The sequence below is a fragment of the Tenacibaculum amylolyticum genome (genome assembly GCF_964511145.1).
In the GTDB taxonomy this organism is placed as follows: domain Bacteria; phylum Bacteroidota; class Bacteroidia; order Flavobacteriales; family Flavobacteriaceae; genus Polaribacter; species Polaribacter amylolyticum.
This window is the reverse complement of record NZ_CAZEFZ010000007.1, coordinates 41629-56369: the sequence shown is the minus strand read 5'-3', so window position 1 is coordinate 56369 and position 14741 is coordinate 41629. Positions and strand designations below refer to the sequence as shown.

General features: G+C 27.1%; 14 protein-coding genes (1 of these 14 running past the window's edge). 1 reads left to right on the top strand and 13 read right to left on the bottom strand.

What is annotated here, in order from left to right; all coding sequences use genetic code 11:
• The first annotated feature begins 8 nt into the window (after positions 1 to 8).
• Entirely contained in the window at positions 9 to 1901 is a 1893-nt protein-coding gene (locus tag ACKTTC_RS03725; RefSeq protein ID WP_408038407.1) for an amino acid ABC transporter substrate-binding protein, read from the top strand.
• A 41-nt stretch (positions 1902 to 1942) separates the two neighbouring features.
• Here ACKTTC_RS03725 and rfbB read toward each other — a convergent pair whose 3' ends face one another.
• The 13 genes in view from rfbB to ACKTTC_RS03660 are tightly spaced (at most 27 nt apart) and all read right to left on the bottom strand, a layout consistent with a single transcriptional unit that may run on beyond the window.
• On the bottom strand, positions 1943 to 3004 hold the full coding sequence (gene rfbB, locus ACKTTC_RS03720) for a dTDP-glucose 4,6-dehydratase (RefSeq protein ID WP_408038405.1): 1062 nt from the start codon (positions 3002 to 3004) through the stop codon (positions 1943 to 1945).
• Between the two features lie 9 nt (positions 3005 to 3013).
• Entirely contained in the window at positions 3014 to 3889 is an 876-nt protein-coding gene (gene rfbA / locus ACKTTC_RS03715) for a glucose-1-phosphate thymidylyltransferase RfbA (RefSeq protein WP_408038403.1), read from the bottom strand.
• 4 nt (positions 3890 to 3893) lie between these two features.
• Entirely contained in the window at positions 3894 to 5651 is a 1758-nt protein-coding gene (asnB, locus tag ACKTTC_RS03710) for an asparagine synthase (glutamine-hydrolyzing) (protein ID WP_408038401.1), read from the bottom strand.
• A gap of 3 nt (positions 5652 to 5654) precedes the next feature.
• Positions 5655 to 6221, bottom strand: a complete 567-nt coding sequence (locus tag ACKTTC_RS03705; RefSeq protein WP_408038400.1) for a sugar transferase — start codon at positions 6219 to 6221, stop codon at positions 5655 to 5657.
• A 9-nt stretch (positions 6222 to 6230) separates the two neighbouring features.
• Positions 6231 to 7040 carry an aldolase/citrate lyase family protein gene (locus tag ACKTTC_RS03700; protein ID WP_408038398.1) on the bottom strand — a complete coding sequence of 270 codons (810 nt, stop codon included), beginning with the start codon at positions 7038 to 7040 and terminating at the stop codon, positions 6231 to 6233.
• The gene (gene murJ, locus ACKTTC_RS03695) at positions 7037 to 8308 is read right to left on the bottom strand and encodes a murein biosynthesis integral membrane protein MurJ (RefSeq protein ID WP_408038396.1); all 1272 of its coding nucleotides are present in this window, start codon (positions 8306 to 8308) and stop codon (positions 7037 to 7039) included. The genes ACKTTC_RS03700 and murJ overlap by 4 nt, the downstream gene beginning before the upstream one ends.
• Positions 8286 to 9266: a hypothetical protein gene (locus tag ACKTTC_RS03690; protein WP_408038394.1), complete on the bottom strand. Its 981-nt coding sequence runs from the start codon at positions 9264 to 9266 to the stop codon at positions 8286 to 8288. Before ACKTTC_RS03690 ends, murJ begins: the two co-directional genes overlap by 23 nt.
• Complete coding sequence (locus tag ACKTTC_RS03685) at positions 9263 to 10495, bottom strand: CDP-glycerol glycerophosphotransferase family protein (protein ID WP_408038392.1); 1233 nt, start codon at positions 10493 to 10495, stop codon at positions 9263 to 9265. The genes ACKTTC_RS03690 and ACKTTC_RS03685 overlap by 4 nt, the downstream gene beginning before the upstream one ends.
• Before the next feature lie 27 nt (positions 10496 to 10522).
• Positions 10523 to 11686: a glycosyltransferase gene (locus ACKTTC_RS03680; protein WP_408038391.1), complete on the bottom strand. Its 1164-nt coding sequence runs from the start codon at positions 11684 to 11686 to the stop codon at positions 10523 to 10525.
• A gap of 12 nt (positions 11687 to 11698) precedes the next feature.
• Positions 11699 to 12460, bottom strand: a complete 762-nt coding sequence (locus ACKTTC_RS03675) for an oxidoreductase (RefSeq protein ID WP_408038390.1) — start codon at positions 12458 to 12460, stop codon at positions 11699 to 11701.
• Positions 12451 to 13353 carry a Gfo/Idh/MocA family protein gene (locus ACKTTC_RS03670; protein ID WP_408038388.1) on the bottom strand — a complete coding sequence of 301 codons (903 nt, stop codon included), beginning with the start codon at positions 13351 to 13353 and terminating at the stop codon, positions 12451 to 12453. The genes ACKTTC_RS03675 and ACKTTC_RS03670 overlap by 10 nt, the downstream gene beginning before the upstream one ends.
• Positions 13350 to 14081: an acylneuraminate cytidylyltransferase family protein gene (locus ACKTTC_RS03665; RefSeq protein WP_408038386.1), complete on the bottom strand. Its 732-nt coding sequence runs from the start codon at positions 14079 to 14081 to the stop codon at positions 13350 to 13352. Before ACKTTC_RS03665 ends, ACKTTC_RS03670 begins: the two co-directional genes overlap by 4 nt.
• A 4-nt stretch (positions 14082 to 14085) precedes the next feature.
• Positions 14086 to 14741 carry the 3' portion of a nucleotidyltransferase family protein gene (locus tag ACKTTC_RS03660; protein ID WP_408038384.1) on the bottom strand. The gene runs 394 nt beyond the window's last position, so only the last 656 of its 1050 coding nucleotides appear in the window; the start codon falls outside the window, past its right edge; its stop codon occupies positions 14086 to 14088.

Sequence of the window (14741 nt, the reverse complement as noted above, 5' to 3'; positions counted from 1 at the left end):
AATTTTTTATGAATAAACTAAAATTTTTGGCTTTTACTCTAGTAATAGCCTTAATTGTATCTTGTAGTCAACAAAAAAGATATATCTCTTATCGAGTTCAGGAAGGAGAAACAATGCAAGATATTGCTAAAAGAATCAATGTTCCTGCTGAAGACTTAGTAAGGTTAAATCCAGATGTTGGGGAAACACTTTCATCTAATAGTGTTATTATTATACCCAACCCTGAGTTTAAAAAAACGATTCCTTTAATTCAAAATCCAACTAAAGGAACTAATACTACAGATACCTCTTCTGAAGGAAATGAGACTAATGAAACCTCAACTCCTTCTACTAACGACGATAGTACAGAAGTAAAAGCAGATTCAATGCAAGTTGTTCGAACTGTATATGAATATAAAACACATGTCGTTCAACCTGGAGAGACAGTTTATCGCTTAACAAAAATGTATAACATTTCTAAAGATGAACTTTTAAAATTAAATCCTGAATTCCCTAAACTTAGAGATAATCTTTTAAGTGTTGGACAAGAATTGAAAGTAAAAGTTGAGGAGAAAAAAATCGTTTACATTTCTAGAGAAGAAGATCTTAAAAATCATGTGACGCATATTGTAAAACCTAAAGAAACGGTTTATAGCTTAACACGTTTTTACAATATTTCTAAAGATGATTTATTAAAACTAAACCCAGAGTATCCTGATTTAGTAGATGATAAGTTGAGCATTGGTCAAATATTAAGAATACGTCCAATAGAAGAAAAACTAGCATCTGATGATGTTACTTTTTATATTGATACCATAGCTGAAGTTTCTGAACCTATAAAGTTAGCTTTATTACTACCTTTTAAAGCAGCTGCATATGATAGTATTCCCGCAGAAAAGATTTTTAACAAGGTAAAAAGTAAATCAGCAGGTAGTGCTAATTTAGCCAATATAATCACTGACTTTTACTTCGGAGCTGAAATGGCTATTGATTCTATTTCTAAAAATGGAGTAAACGTAGATGTTGCTGTTTTTGATACTGGTAGTAGAGGGAAATTAGTGCAACAAATTTTAGATGAAGATAAATTAGATGATGTAGATGTAATTATAGGTCCTTTTTACTCAGATAAAGTTGAATTAGTTGCAGATGATGTAAACGCTCCTGTTGTTTTTCCTCACTTTTCTAAAGCACAAGGCGAATTCTCATCTTCAAAAATTGTAAAATCTGCACCAGATAAGGAAACTCATAGTAATGCACTTGTTTCTTACTTAAATGAGATTTATAATGGTGAAACGATCTTTGTTGTTGGTGATGGCAAAAAACAGTCGGATGAGCAAGTAGAGTTTATTGCTTCTAATCTGAAAAAAAACGATTCTATTCAGGATATCCATATTTTAAAACCAGAAAAAGGTTATATTAAAAAAGAACGTTTTACTGAAAAAATGAAGCCGAATTCTCATAGCTGGATAATTCTAACTTCTGATGATAAATCTGCTATTGCAAATGCTATTAACAGTATGGTTGTTTTACCAGAGGATGTAACTGCTCATGTTTTTGCTATTGACAAAAATAAAGCATATGATGAAGTTAATAATAATACATTAGCTCGTGTAGATTTTACTTATGTTACAGATCATTTTTCTCAAGAAAAGGATGAAAATGTAAAACGTTTTGTAAAGCAATACCGTGCTAGGAATAAAGATATTCCATCTGAATATGCTATCAGAGGATTTGATTTAACCTATGATATTTTAATGCGATTAGCTTCAGGAGAGAAACTTTCTCAAACTTTTAAGCAAGGAATTTCTATGCGATTGAAAAACAAATTCGATTATAATAAAAAGTTATTCGGATCAACAAGAAATAGAGGTTTATTTATCGTAAAATATAATAAAGACTTAAGCTTGGAAAGGTTAAAATAAATAACTTTTAAATCATAAAAATAAAACCCGATATAAATTAGTTATATCGGGTTTTTATTTGCGTACATATCTTTATAATAATCTTGATACTTTCCTGTGGTAATTTCCTCTACCCATTCTTTATTTTCTAAATACCATTGAACTGTTTTTTCAATTCCTTCTTCAAACTGTAAAGATGGACTCCAACCTAATTCATTTTTTAATTTAGACGCATCTATAGCATATCTATAATCATGTCCTGCTCTATCTTCTATATAGCTTATTAAATGCTCCGAAGTCCCTTCTTTTCTTTCCAAAAACCGATCTACAGTCTTAATTAGTACTTTAATTAAATCTATGTTCTTCCACTCATTAAAACCTCCAACATTATATGTTTCTCCTATTTCTCCTTTATGAAATATAACATCAATAGCACTTGCATGATCTTCAACATATAGCCAATCACGAACGTTTTCTCCCGTTCCATAGACTGGTAATGGTTTATTATTACATATGTTATTGATAAATAAAGGAATTAATTTCTCAGGAAATTGATATGCTCCATAATTATTGGAACAATTAGAAATTATTGCTGGTAATTTATATGTGTCTTTAAAAGCTCTTACAAAATGGTCTGAAGAAGCTTTGGAAGCTGAATACGGCGAATGAGGATCATAGGCTGTTTGCTCAGTAAACAAACCTGTATCTGTTAAACTTCCGTACACCTCATCTGTAGAAATATGATAAAAAAGTTTGTCCTTTATGTTATTGCTCCAATACTCTTTTGCTGCTTGTAATAAGTTTAAAGTTCCTAATACATTCGTTTTAGCAAATGAAAATGGGTCTTTAATTGATCGATCTACATGTGATTCTGCAGCTAAGTGAATGACTGCATCTATATCATATTTTAAAAATATAGAACGTATTTGTTCTGTATCACAAATATCTCCCTTAATAAAAGTATAGTTTGATCGCTCTTCAATATCTTTTAAATTTTTCAGATTTCCAGCATACGTTAATGCATCTAAATTTATGATATTATAATTAGGATATTTGTTCACAAATAAACGAACTACATGTGAACCTATAAAACCTGCACCTCCTGTAATTAAAATGTTTTTCATCCTTCTATCCTATCTCTTAACCAAATCCATTAAATATTCTCCATACTTACTTTTCATAAGCGGTTGTGCTAACTTTTTAAGTTGTTCTTGATCAATAAACCCCATGTGGTAAGCAATTTCTTCTATACAAGCTATTTTTAACCCTTGACGTTTTTCTATAGTTTGTATAAATTGACCTGCCTCCATAAAAGACTCATGAGTTCCTGTATCTAACCAAGCAAAACCTCTTCCCATTAACTCAACTTTGAGTCTTTTTTTTTCTAAATACTCTTGATTTACAGAAGTAATTTCTAACTCACCTCTATTAGAAGGCTTTACTTTTTTAGCCATTTGTACTACATTATTAGGATAAAAATACAATCCTACTACTGCATAATTTGATTTTGGTGTAACAGGCTTCTCTTCTATAGAAATAGCATTTCCACTTTTATCAAACTCAACCACTCCATAACGCTCTGGATCTTTTACAAAATATCCAAAAACCGTAGCTTTTTGCTCATTCTCTACATTTTGAATTGCATTTCCTAACATTTCTGGAAGTCCATGACCATAAAAAATATTATCGCCTAAAATCATACACACATCATCTTCCCCTATAAATTCTTCTCCTATGATAAAAGCTTGTGCTAATCCATCTGGACTGGGTTGCTCTGCATAGTTTAAGTTAATTCCTAATTCACGACCATTACCTAACAGTTTTTTAAAACTTGGCAAATCATCTGGAGTTGAAATGATAAGTATCTCTTTTATGCCTGCTAACATTAAAACTGACAACGGATAATATATCATAGGCTTGTCATAAACAGGTAATAACTGCTTAGATACTCCTTTTGTAATTGGATATAATCGTGTTCCTGAACCTCCTGCTAAGATGATGCCTTTCATAAGTTTAATCAATAAAACATCTAAACCAAAGTTCTAGATTTACTATAGCTCTTAACTCTCTAGTATAATCTTTTTTACCTTCTATATGTTCTTTTAAAATTTCTTTTAAATAACTACTATTAAATATATTTCGTTTAGATAAAGAATCGCTATTTATTATTTCTGTTACGTAATCTTTTAAATGAGTTTTAAACCATTCTCCAACTGGTACAGTAAACATTTGTTTATCTCTATACACTACATCTTTTGGTAAGTACTTTAATGCATATTTTTTTAAAATATATTTAGTTTCGTTTTCTCTTAACTTAAAGTTTCCTTTCAACTTCTGTGTATATTCAAAAAGTCTATAATCAAGAAGAGGACTTCTAGTTTCAAGAGAATTAGCCATAGCCATCTTATCAGGTTTTACTAAATTATTACCAGGTAATAAATGTATCATATCAAAATATAGAATCTTATTAGTAAAATCTTTATTGCTTACTTTATCTATCGTTTCTCTAAAAATTTTGAAAGGGACAGAATAATCGACACTTTCCTTAAAATTAGAAGTATATAAGTTATCAAAATCCTCATCTTTTTTTATTAGAGAAATGCTATCAAAGTAGTTTTTTTCATCACTATCAAAAGATGAAAAATATTTTGTATAACCAGCAAAAGCTTCATCACCTCCATCTCCTGTAAAAACAAGCTTATAGTCTTTAGCTGCAAATTCAGACAATATATAAGTTGGAATAAATGAAATATCACCATGAGGTTGATCATTATGCCAAGTGGTTAAGTTCCACATTTTCACAATATCACTTTCTAAAATATGGACCTTATTTTCTATATCGCAATGATTCGCTACAGTTTTAGCCCAGTAAGACTCATCAAATCTTTTCTCCTTAAAGCCAATAGAATAGGAATCAAGACTAATACCAAATTTCTCTTTCGTTGCAGCACACACCAAACTAGAATCTAAGCCTCCACTCAAAAAAGCTCCTATTCCTACATCACTTCTAAGCCTAATTCTGATAGCGTCAGTAAATATTTCGTCAATTTGTTCAAAAGCTTCTTCTTCTGTTACATCTACTAATTCTTCTTGATTAGTTATATCCCAATACTTAGTAACTTTCTTTGATAAAGATTCCGTGTCTATTTCTATAAAAGATCCAGGAATAACATGAGTAACATATTTAAAGATTGTTCTAGGGATAGGTATATAATTAAATTTTAAATAATTATGTATTGATTGATTATCTAATGATCCATCAAAATCTTGTATTGCTTTCTTAAAAGCTTTTATTTCTGAAGCAAAATATAACCCATTGTCCTTCTCATATAGATATAAAGGTTTAACTCCTAATCGATCTCTACCTAATATTACCTTTTTTAACTTCTTATCATAGATAGCTATAGCAAACATACCGTTAAACTTACTAAAACACTCTGTTCCATAAGATTCGTATGCTTTTAAAATAACCTCAGTATCACTACTTGTCTCAAAAGTACAACCTAGCTTAATTAATTCATTTTTAACCTCTACAAAATTATAAATCTCTCCATTCTGAACAACTACTATCTCCTTGTTATTGTTATAAAATGGTTGCTTTCCATTTTCTATATCAATAATACTAAGCCTAGTATTTAGCAAACATACATTCTCTGAATGATGATACCCATGTTCATCTGGTCCTCTATGATTAATCGATTCTACAGTATTAGAAACGTAACCATCTATTTGATTTTCATTATTAGAAATAAACCCTGCAATTCCACACATAATTTAATAACTTCCTTTAAGTAATGTTTTAATTGTCCAAAAAATTATTTTTATATCTAAAAAGAATGATACTTTTTCATTATAAAATATATCATACTTTTTTCTACTCTTATTATTCAAGTTATGCCTATTTCTACTTTGAGCTAAACCTGATATTCCTGGTAAGACATTATGTCTTTTTTTGAATTCTTCCTCAGTATAATTACTCTTTTGTGCAGGAACATCTGGTCTAGGTCCGATTAAACTCATATCTCCTAAAAATATATTAAATACTTGAGGTATTTCGTCTAAGCTTGTTTTACGTAAAAAAGCTCCAACTTTTGTAATTCTATTATCATTTTTCTTTGTACTATATCCTCCAATTTGATCAGCGTTGGATACCATAGTTCTAAATTTAAATATTTTAAAAACTTTTCCTCCTTTTCCAATTCTATTTTGACGATAAAAAATACTTCCTTTTGAATCTATTCTTATTAATATTCCAATAATAACCATTGGAATAAAAAAAATAAAACCAATGAATAAGGCAGAAATTAAATCTAAAAACCTTTTAAATACTAACTTATACATTATATTCTATTAATTTAGTTTTTGTTTAACAATTTTAATTGTACTCTCCTTCAATAATTTCTTATTATTTTCCAATTCTTCCTCTGTTAAACTTTTATTATATTCATGAAAAGTAGTTTTTAAAGCTAAAAACTCAGTTTCAAACTTCTCAATGCTTTCATTAGCTATTTTTTTAAATGTTCTAGATAAAATAACGGCTGAAGATTTAAGTCTAACATGTTCTTTGAGTATCATATTTCCAGAAATTAGGCCATCATTTAATGTAGCTACTCCTCCAAAGCCAAAATCAATATTTTTACTATGTATTTTTTTAGCTAGATATTCTACCAATCCTCCTGATAAAACCTCAAACATAAAATCTAGACCTAGAGATAAATGTAAATCATTAAGACCAACATGTACTTCATCTATACCTTTCACTTCCAAAATTTCATCTACTCTAGCTAAGGCTTCAGAAGTCTCTAATAATAAACATGTTTTAACTCTTCCTTTTACAAGTTTCACAAACTTTTCTACTTCTAATCTAGTTTTAAACATTGGTAGCATAATAATATCAGCCCCATCATTTATACATTTTTCAATTTCATTTTTAGAACTTGAGTGTATTGGGTTTATTCTAACTAACAAGTCAGATTTATGTAGAACTGAAGATATTTTTCTAACATCTTCAATACTATGAGTAACGCTTATTACAGTATCTAAGTGCCCTTGTCTTTCTTTCTTTCCTAAGATTTCTAAATCTAAAAAAATTCTATCTACACCTATCGAATCATATTTTTTTATGAGTTCAATATCATTTTCTATTATTGAATATTTCATACCTCCGCTATTTTTATTTTTTTAATTTTTGATTTATATGTCAAATATAAGCCTATAACAGAGATTAGCATTAATAAAGAAGTTCCTAAAGGAATAAATCTCACTTCAAAATCGTAATACTTGATCATGAAGTTTAATATTAACTTTAAGCTTAAAATTGAAACCGAATAATATATTAATACTTTATACCATTTATTTGCAAAAACTAAATTCAATAATATACTATTTGTTCCTGCAAAAATAATCGCTATTGTAAATGATTTTAAAACTTCAGAAACTAAAATAATATTCGACTCTTTAACTTTTGAAATTCCATAAAACAACTTAACTATATCATAACTAAAAAAATAAAAAACAACTGCAATAGTTAATGATAAAATAAGATTAAAAAATATTACTCTATTTAGAAGTTTATTTGCTTCTAAAAATTTATTATCAGCTATCATTTTTGATAAATCTGGGAACATAGCGACTGCATATGTCGTTAGAAATACTGAAACTGGTAAAAAATAAATTTTCTCTGCATAAGATAATAAAGCTATAGATCCTTCATTCAGAAAAGATGCAAAAATTTTATCAATCATAGGTAAGACAAAAACCACTCCATTAGCAAAAATCATAAATACCATTAACCTGTATGAGATCGTGTTTTTTTTATTTTTCTTTTCTAAAGAAAGTACTAACCTAGTATTAATTTTATTTTTCTTTAAGTTATAATACATCCATAACATTCTAAATATTGCAGCTAAAATTACTCCTACTGCAAAAAAATAGTTTTTAAACCCTAATAATAAAAACAAAATTAGAATACTATTAAAAAATAAAGTATTCAAAGACAATTCTTTAAATTTTTTCTTGAATTGTAAAAATGAAACTGAAATAAACGTTAAAACATTAGGAAAGACGGATAATAATGAAATTATGATTAGAACATATAAATGGAGTTCATAAAGAAAGAGGAATGATAATACAACTAATAGATACAACATTAAAGTTATTTTAAATAACTTTAGTGTAAATTCTTGTAATATACCTTCTATAGGATTTTTATCTTTTGATAATATAGGAATTAACAACCCTGAAATAGCACCTGAAGACAATAGATTATTTAGTAAATCAGGAACAGTTAGCATTAAAATAATAGTATCCGAATCAGCACTAACATCGAACTTATATGCTATAACCAACTCTCTTATATAGCCACTTAACCTTCCCAATAAAATCCCTATACTAAGTATAAAACTATTAATAAATATTTCTCGTTTCATATTTAGTTCTCTTAACAGATTTATAAAGGAAATCATAAAATAATACTATAATAGAAAATAGTAATGAATAAGTCATTAACCCCTCAAACAATAAGCTTACTAGTAACAATATAAAAATTGTTTTTATTACTTTTTGCTTAGAATATAAAGTCAAAAAGATAATTAATAATAATTCTATAACAACAATTGAGACTCTTAAATAATCTTCGTTCATTATTGCTTCAAATAATAAACTCCTCTCAACCATAACATAGAAAATCTTAACTATATCCTCAATCGAAATTTTTTTAATGGCTTCTATAGTTATATCATCAGCACTTCCGTATTCATAAGGGTTTAAAAAAAACAATAACTTATGGAAAATAGATCCTGCTAACACAGAAACTAACATAATAACAACTATGTTTAAATATTTTCTTTTACTTTTACTTTTTATATATTTTTTCTTAAAAAAGAATACTAAGAAAAAGCATAGTAAAAAAGACCCTGAGCTCAATAAGGAATACCCAAAAGAAATCAGGAATACTCTTTTCTTTACTCCTCCATATCCATATCTTATGTTCATAATTAACATATATACTGCAATCATAACTAGTACACTTCTGTAACTAAAAATTAATGATAAGTATAATATCAAAACTGAAATATTTCTAATACGATAAGGGGCTTTTGTAAAAAATACAGGTAAGCAGTATATTACAAATAAAATATGTTCTAAAGTATTCGACATATTATTTTCTTTAATAAAGAAAAATGGGTAAGCTATAATGTACCTTACTCTATGCATATATGACAAGCTATTACTCTGATTGTTTCCTGCATCAAAACTTGAAACTTGAGAATAAAAACCATCTATCTCTACACTAAACATACTTCTATCTAGAAAGCTACTCAGAAATAAAAAAATAATAACATTAAAAAATATCCAGAATAAAAACTTTAATCTTGATTTATTCATATACTATTAATAAATTTTTCTAATTTTTCGGCAAAATTAAATGTTAGGAATTCAATAGAAGAATTTAATTCATTTATTATTTTTTTATTTCTTAAATTATCACGTAACTCATTAAATGAATTGCTATATATAAAAGGTAATTCTTTAAAAAAACTAATAGGATAGAATTCATTATAATCAGGCTTGTAAGTAAAAACTTTTTTATTACTACTTACTGCCTCAATAGCTACAGTAGAGTATGGAGTAACTATAATATCTCCAATACAAATCACCTCAAACAAGTTTAATTCATTATTAGTATATCTTATATCAGGATATTGAGTGAAACTTTCTTCGTAATCTGTAATATCTTCATTTGGATGTAATCTAAAAAGTACATTATATTCATTGGTCATCGAATGCAACATTTTAAATATATGAGGATTGATCTCTTTATAATCAACTCTTGAATAAGAATTATCTATTTTATTAAACTTTAAAGGAGGTTGAGATAAGTATACTAATACCTTCTTTTTTCTATCTAATTTTACCTTATCTAGAATAAGGTTTTCATCCATTCCAAATATACTATTAACACTTCTTTCTATAGCTGGTTGACCAAATATTAATACTTGATTACTTTTAAAACCTTTTTCTAAAAGATTATTTTTAACCTTTTCATTCATAACAATTGTGTAATCTGCTATCGGTTTATTTATATCATCATCAAAAAGGTCTAAAATCTGAATAGATTTTATATTTCTTTTTTTTGAAGCTAATAATGAGGCTTTTTCAAATCTTGGTGAAGTGGTTGAAATTAATAAATCTGTATTTTCATGCTCTAATATTTTACCAATTGTATCAACTGGTAAAAAAGATTTTCTTCCTTTTTCTTGATAGTTAGAATAGGCAGTATCATAACTAGTTTTATTTATTTCTTCAGTAAGAGATAAACCTATATAGAACAATACTTCTAGTTTACTAAGACCACTAGAAGCATTATAGTTATCCTCGAATATTTTTAATCCATTTTTTAATATTTCATCTAAATTCTCATCAAATAAAAATAAATAGTCTTTAATGTTTTTCAATACATCTTTAGTGTATTTATTTTTAACTTTATTGTAAGCTGTTGTTAGAGCTAACAGTTTAACATTATAGTTTTCATTTAGTATTAGTTTATCTACTATTGGCTCAATCAAATTAATATGACCAGCGCCATAACAAACTAAAAAAATATTTTTTTTCATTTTAAAAATGTGATAATAATTTTCTTTTTAAATTAAAGATTTAAAAAGTTTATAATATTTTTCGCAAATAATTTCTCTCTTGAACCTCTTAGATGATTCTATCCCATTCATACTCATCTCTTTTCTTTTATCTTTACTTTTCATTAAATATGACATTTTCTTTTTAAAGGTATGTATATTATTTTTATCAACTACAATCCCATTTTTTCCATTATCAATAATGTCTTTGAGACTATCAAATGAATTCATAACTATAGGTACACATCCTAATTGTAAGGTTTCATTTAATGTCATAGGCCATCCTTCATAATCAGAGGTCATTAGAAAAATAGATGCTTTTTTATAAAACTCATATGTATCTCGTTTTTCATCTTTAATAAAAAAATTTTTCATTTTATATTTTTTGGCTAGCATTTTATAAAATGGAAAAGATCTTCCAAATCCAACTACATTTAATGTCCAGTCTGGAAATTCATCTTGAATTTCACTCCATACTTTGAAAACAATTGATAAACGTTTTTGCATTTCACTAAATCTAGAAACTACTAAAACTTTTTTTTCTTTCTTATCAACGTCATCATAAGAAATACTTTTATTAAAGGAAAGTGCATTTTCTATAACCTCAAGTTTATCATCGTTATCTATCCGATAAACCTTTTTAAAGGAGGCAACGTAATGTTTTGATAATAAGACAAATTTATCTGAATATTTATACCCTTTTCTAATTCCTTGTATTGTTTTTTGTGTAATATATAGATAAGCTATTGGATACAATACTATTGCACAAAAAGCTCTAAACCGTTTAAATCTTGATTCATTAAAAAATAATGATTCAAGTATCCCAACCCATACTCTTCTTTTTTCATAACCTGGCTTATTATGCATTGCTCCAACCAATTTACATTTGGTTCCTAAACGAGCTTTATGAGCTATTTTTGACAATAAATAACCTTCAGGCACAAAAATTATATCTATATCATTATCTATGATAAATCTATTAATCTTTCCTATATTGATTCCTATATTGTCTACATATTTAATTTTATCAACTCCTCTACAAACTATTTTAAAATTTGTATAACAGTAGACGTCATTTTTATTTACTAAATAATTAAGTAACTGTATTGTAGTCCTAGAAGCTCCTGAATCATTAATATCTATATTTCTTCTATAAATTACTAAAATATTCATGCTGAATACCTCTTATAAAGTAAAGCCGTCATCAACCACAAGATTCTGCCCATTTACATATTCTGATAAATCAGATAATAAATACAATAATGTTCCCGAAATATCATTAGCGTTTAACATTCCTTTATTTAAACAAAATTCTTTATAGGCAGACAAAAAGCTTTGAGGTTGATTATCTTTTAAACCTCCAAGAGATATTGCATTTACTCTAATTTTTTTTCCTTTTAAATATTTTGCCATATATTTAGTTAGATGTATTAGTCCTGATTTTATAGCTGCATATTCAACTGGGGTAGTCATATCTGTGTTTTCATATATTTGAAATCGAGGGGCAATGACACCATAAATTGAAGATATATTAACAATATTACCAAAACCTTGTTTATAAAAGTATTTAGCAAATAACTGTGATGTTAAAAAATATCCTCCAAGATTCATACCTAAATTCTCACAAAAATCTTCGTATTCGACATCAAAGAAATGTTTTCCGTAATTTTTATTTCTTGGATAAGCACTATTAACTATAGCATCAATTTTATTAAACTTTAGATGTAATCTATCTATTAAATCTTCAATAGATTTTTTAGATATTATATTTAATTCCTCTACAAATAAATTTTTACTATTAATTTTATTTCTAACCTCTTCTGCAGAAGAAGTGTTATATTCAGCAATAATAGCTGTGCCTCCATTATTTATGATCATTTCACAAAATCTTCTCCCTAATAACCCAGCTCCTCCGGTTACTACTATCACTTTATTCTTTAAAAACATAAATTTAAAATTTTATACCCTTCTTTAACCGTATTAAATGTATTCTTTTTACCTAAAGCATTTTTAATAAAATATCTCATTTGGTCCTCATACGTTTCCAATAAATCTTGTTTTTCAGAATAAACATTCTCCTCATCAAACCATATTTTATTCTCTATTAAATCTAATAAATACGTTCCTTCTGTCGTTAAAACTTCAAAAGTCCTTTTTGAATTCTTTCTATAATAATTTAAAATTATGTTAGCATTAAACTCTTTATATAACCATAAATAATTAGCATAATCGTATGCAGAAATATTTAAACTAGAAAGGTTAGTAAAAGTTTTTTTTACTTTTAGAGGTTCACCAAAAAACCAATATAAATAATCTAATTCATGAATTAAATCTATATGAACTCCCCCTCCTTCTTCTTTATTTGCACTATAAATTTTTCTAAAATCTTTATTTGGTCTCCAGTTTGGCAAATAAGATCCACAGTAAATATTTACCTCTTCAACACGCTTATCTTTTAATAAGTCTTTCATTTTGAGTAAACCTTTGTGAAATCTTAGATTACATGCAATATAAGTTGAGTTACTCTTATCTAAACTCTCTACCAAGTTCAATTCTTTTTCACCAATTGAATTAAACAATGGTTTTTCTATAAAAAGAGGAATCTCTAACCTAGAAATCTCATTTAAAGTCTTATAATGTACATTTGTTGGGTTAGAAACAATAATAAAATCTGGCTTCAAGCTCTCTATTTCCTCATATGAATATATATGGTGAATATTATCTTCTTCTGCCTTAATTTTATGTCTTAAAGCATAAATTTTCACCAATGGATTTATTCTTCTTAAAGCTAAAACATGTTTTTTTGCAATAGAGCCTAAACCTATTATTAAAACTTTCATAATTTAAATCCTAATTTATCATTTTCAATTAGATACTCCATAAAATCAAAATCAATTGGATGATCTAAATCAAAGCAAATATGATTCATCTTATATACAATAGTTTTATCAGTTATAACAGTTTTATAATTCTCTCTGAAAAACTTTCTTTTGTAAAAATAAAATGAAGCATTCATATCATATACCTTAGGGGTAGTTTGCCTACTTAAAAAAACACCACCATCTTTAACTAAACCAAAAAAATTATCTTTTTTTTCTTCAACCATATTAAAATAGGGGTTTCTATTTGCATCATTAACTGAAAAAATGTTATTCGCTTCTTCATTATTTTCTAATAGTTCTAGAGCATCTTTAAGATCTTGAACTGTTCTTAGTGGTGAAGTAACATCTAAATCTAAAACATAATCATACTCTTTTTCATTTTTATCTTCAGCATATTTTTTCACGTCAACAATGGCATCTAATTTTCCCGCAGCATCTGTAGCTAAAAAGTCTGGCCTTATATACGAAACATCTACTTCACCTCTAAATTTCATCACTGTACTTTTTATAGCTTCTGAATCTGTAGACAAAATAATATCAACGTTTCCTGTTTTTATTTCTTCTTTAAATTTATTTGCAGTTTTTAAAGTATAAAAAATTAAAGGAGATCCTTTAATTTCTTTAATATTTTTACCTTTTATACCTTTAGATCCTCCTCTTGCACATACAGTTAAAAGTATATCCATATTATTAAAACTTTATTTTATATATATCTTCTTGAGCTTGCTTAAAATCTTCGTGTTTTCCTACATCTAACCAATAACCTGCTAAAGGATATGAAATAACTTTATTACCTTTTTTTATTAGCTCTTCCATTAAATCAGTAGCATTAAAAAACTCTTCTTTAGGTATAAAATCTAAAACTTCTTTTTTCATCAAATAAATTCCACCATTGGAATAGTATGTATAAGTAGGCTTTTCTTTAAAACTTTTAATACATCCATTTTCATTTTCTAAAACAGCGTATGGAATATTTACTTGATAAGGAATTGATACAACAGAAAAATCAGCATCCTTCGATATAAAATCTAAATAAAAATCCTCATAATCTAAATTCGTTAAAATATCAGAATTCGTTAATAATATATAATCATGTTTGAAATTATTTATTTTAGAAACAGCTCCAACTGTCCCTAATGGTTTGTCCTCCCATACATAATCAATATCTAAATTTTTCGATTCTCCTTTTCCAAAATATGCTTCAATTTGTTCTCCTAAATACTTTACAGAAAACCAATAATCATCAATACCATATAAAGCTAATCTATCTACATTGTGCTCCATAATAGGCTTATTTCCTACTTTAAGTAATGGCTTTGGTGTATCATTTGTTAGAGGCTGTAATC

Bases quoted from the DNA above. Each gene is read 5' to 3' on its own strand.
- ACKTTC_RS03680 (WP_408038391.1), bottom strand. From the start codon at position 11,686: ATGAATATTTTAGTAATTTATAGAAGAAATATAGATATTAATGATTCA.
- ACKTTC_RS03690 (WP_408038394.1), bottom strand. From the start codon at position 9,266: ATGAATAAATCAAGATTAAAGTTTTTATTCTGGATATTTTTTAATGTT.
- ACKTTC_RS03685 (WP_408038392.1), bottom strand. From the start codon at position 10,495: ATGAAAAAAAATATTTTTTTAGTTTGTTATGGCGCTGGTCATATTAAT.
- ACKTTC_RS03670 (WP_408038388.1), bottom strand. From the start codon at position 13,353: ATGAAAGTTTTAATAATAGGTTTAGGCTCTATTGCAAAAAAACATGTT.
- rfbB (WP_408038405.1), bottom strand. From the start codon at position 3,004: ATGAAAAACATTTTAATTACAGGAGGTGCAGGTTTTATAGGTTCACAT.
- ACKTTC_RS03700 (WP_408038398.1), bottom strand. From the start codon at position 7,040: ATGAAATATTCAATAATAGAAAATGATATTGAACTCATAAAAAAATAT.
- ACKTTC_RS03665 (WP_408038386.1), bottom strand. From the start codon at position 14,081: ATGGATATACTTTTAACTGTATGTGCAAGAGGAGGATCTAAAGGTATA.
- rfbA (WP_408038403.1), bottom strand. From the start codon at position 3,889: ATGAAAGGCATCATCTTAGCAGGAGGTTCAGGAACACGATTATATCCA.
- murJ (WP_408038396.1), bottom strand. From the start codon at position 8,308: ATGAAACGAGAAATATTTATTAATAGTTTTATACTTAGTATAGGGATT.
- ACKTTC_RS03705 (WP_408038400.1), bottom strand. From the start codon at position 6,221: ATGTATAAGTTAGTATTTAAAAGGTTTTTAGATTTAATTTCTGCCTTA.
- ACKTTC_RS03675 (WP_408038390.1), bottom strand. From the start codon at position 12,460: ATGTTTTTAAAGAATAAAGTGATAGTAGTAACCGGAGGAGCTGGGTTA.
- asnB (WP_408038401.1), bottom strand. From the start codon at position 5,651: ATGTGTGGAATTGCAGGGTTTATTTCTAATAATGAAAATCAAATAGAT.
- ACKTTC_RS03725 (WP_408038407.1), top strand. From the start codon at position 9: ATGAATAAACTAAAATTTTTGGCTTTTACTCTAGTAATAGCCTTAATT.